Annotated in this window: 3 protein-coding genes; 1 reads left to right on the forward strand and 2 read right to left on the reverse strand. The window is 70.7% G+C overall.

The features are described from left to right. Positions 1-61 precede the first annotated feature (61 nt). Positions 62-1,075 carry a MopE-related protein gene (locus tag G6O69_RS39125; protein ID WP_176397477.1) on the reverse strand — a complete coding sequence of 338 codons (1,014 nt, stop codon included), beginning with the start codon at positions 1,073-1,075 and terminating at the stop codon, positions 62-64. 61 nt (positions 1,076-1,136) lie between these two features. Continuing rightward, positions 1,137-1,382 carry a hypothetical protein gene (locus G6O69_RS39130; protein ID WP_176397478.1) on the reverse strand — a complete coding sequence of 82 codons (246 nt, stop codon included), beginning with the start codon at positions 1,380-1,382 and terminating at the stop codon, positions 1,137-1,139. Between G6O69_RS39130 and G6O69_RS39585 the strand changes: the two genes are divergently transcribed. Next, the coding region (locus G6O69_RS39585; RefSeq protein WP_217910190.1) for a hypothetical protein at positions 1,381-1,664 on the forward strand (284 nt) is incomplete at its 3' end. The genes G6O69_RS39130 and G6O69_RS39585 overlap by 2 nt on opposite strands.

Raw genomic sequence — 1,664 nt, forward strand, 5'->3', positions numbered from 1 at the left:
AAGAACATGCGCGTGGTGAACGAGCGCGCGTTGGTCGGCACGCGCACGCGCAGGCTGAGCATCACCGAGTCGTTGGCGTCGGTGTCGGAGGTGGGGTTGACGCCGTCGCAGCTGGCCGGGAACTCGCCGCCGTTCGCGGCGATCCAGTCCTCCGGCGCGGGCACGGAGGTGCCCAGGTTCTCGCCGCTCTCGAACTTCTCGTAGCTGGGGTTTTGCTGCCCGGGGCCGCGGCGTTGCCCGAGGACAGGACGACCATGCGATCGCCGCCGCTGGGCACGATGTTGTCGCCGAAGGCCGGGCGGATCGCGTGCTGGACCGAGAGCGGCGCGCTGCTGCCGTCGGCCAGGGTCAGCTCGGCCGAGATCACGCCCCAGCGCCGCTCGGCCAGCGGGGCGTTCTCGGTCGTGGTCTCGCAAAGGTCGAGGGCGGCGGCGTAGTCGAGGCCGTCGCCGGAGTTGCTGCTCAGGCCGGCGTCGCAGGCCGTGGTGGGCTCGTCGATCTCGCCGTCGCAGTCGTCGTCGACCCCGTTGCCCGCGACCTCGAAGGCGCCGGGGTTGACGAGGTGGGCGTCGACGCAGCCGAGCAGCTCGTCGTCGCAGCAGTCGCCGGAGCACGCGCCCCAGCCGTCGCCGTCGGCGTCGGCGTCGGCCAGCGAGCCGTCGCAGTCCTCGTCGATGTCGTTGCCACAGATCTCGGCGCTGGGCTCGACGGCGCCCACGCAGGCGCCCCACGTCCCGTCTTGGGCGCAGGTCCAGGTCCCGGCCGTGCAGATGCCCACGCCCTCGGTCCCCGCGGGGCCCTCGTAGCAGTCGTCGACGTCGCCGGGCTCGCACTCCGGGAAGCACAGGCCCACGGCCTCGTCGCAGACGGGGCCGGCGGGGTTGTCGGCACAGTCCGCGTCGTTTTCACACACGCCCCCGGTGTCGTCGTCGTCGCCGAGGTCGGCGCTGTCCCCCACGGTCAGGGCGTCGCCGTTGGAGTCCTCGGTGGTCTCGTAGCGCGGGCCACAAGCGGCGAGGGTCAGAGCGAAGGTGAGCGTGGGCCCGGTGAGCGTGACGAGTGTGCGAGCAGACATCTCGAGTCCTTGATGCTGATGCGAATCGCCCCGCCGCGTCAGCGACGGGGCGGGGCGAGGATCAGTTGGCGACGAGGTCCGAGGCGTCGCGCGGCGCGATCTTGTTGACCTCGTAAGAATACGTGAGCGGCCCGGTAATCGATGTATAGGCGTCGTCGAGGGCGGGCAGCGTCCACGAGTCCTGATCGAAGAAGATGTCGGTGACGACGAGGCCGCCGGTGACCTCGAACTCGCCGTAGCCGAGGTCTTCGTTGGTCACGCTGACGTCCGCGACCTGGATCAGCACGCCCTCGTAGTCCTCCGCCATGGCGCCGCCGGTGGCGACGTCGGCCGGGTCGACGACCTCGGGGGAGGGGGCCGAGCCGCTGCCGCCGACGGTGCTCGGCGAGGTCGCCCTGGCAGCCGACGTAGCCGCTCTCGCACGAGCGAAACAGCCCCGGCGCGGCCTTGAGGATGTTCAGGCCCACGGGCCACTGATCCCCGTTGTCGTCGTAGATCGCGATGTTCTTGTCGCTGGGGTTGTCGACGGCCTGGCTGTCGAGCAGCGCGACGAAGAAGTCGTTGTACTGGCTGCACACCCACTCGGGGT

This window comes from Pseudenhygromyxa sp. WMMC2535 (assembly GCF_011083025.2).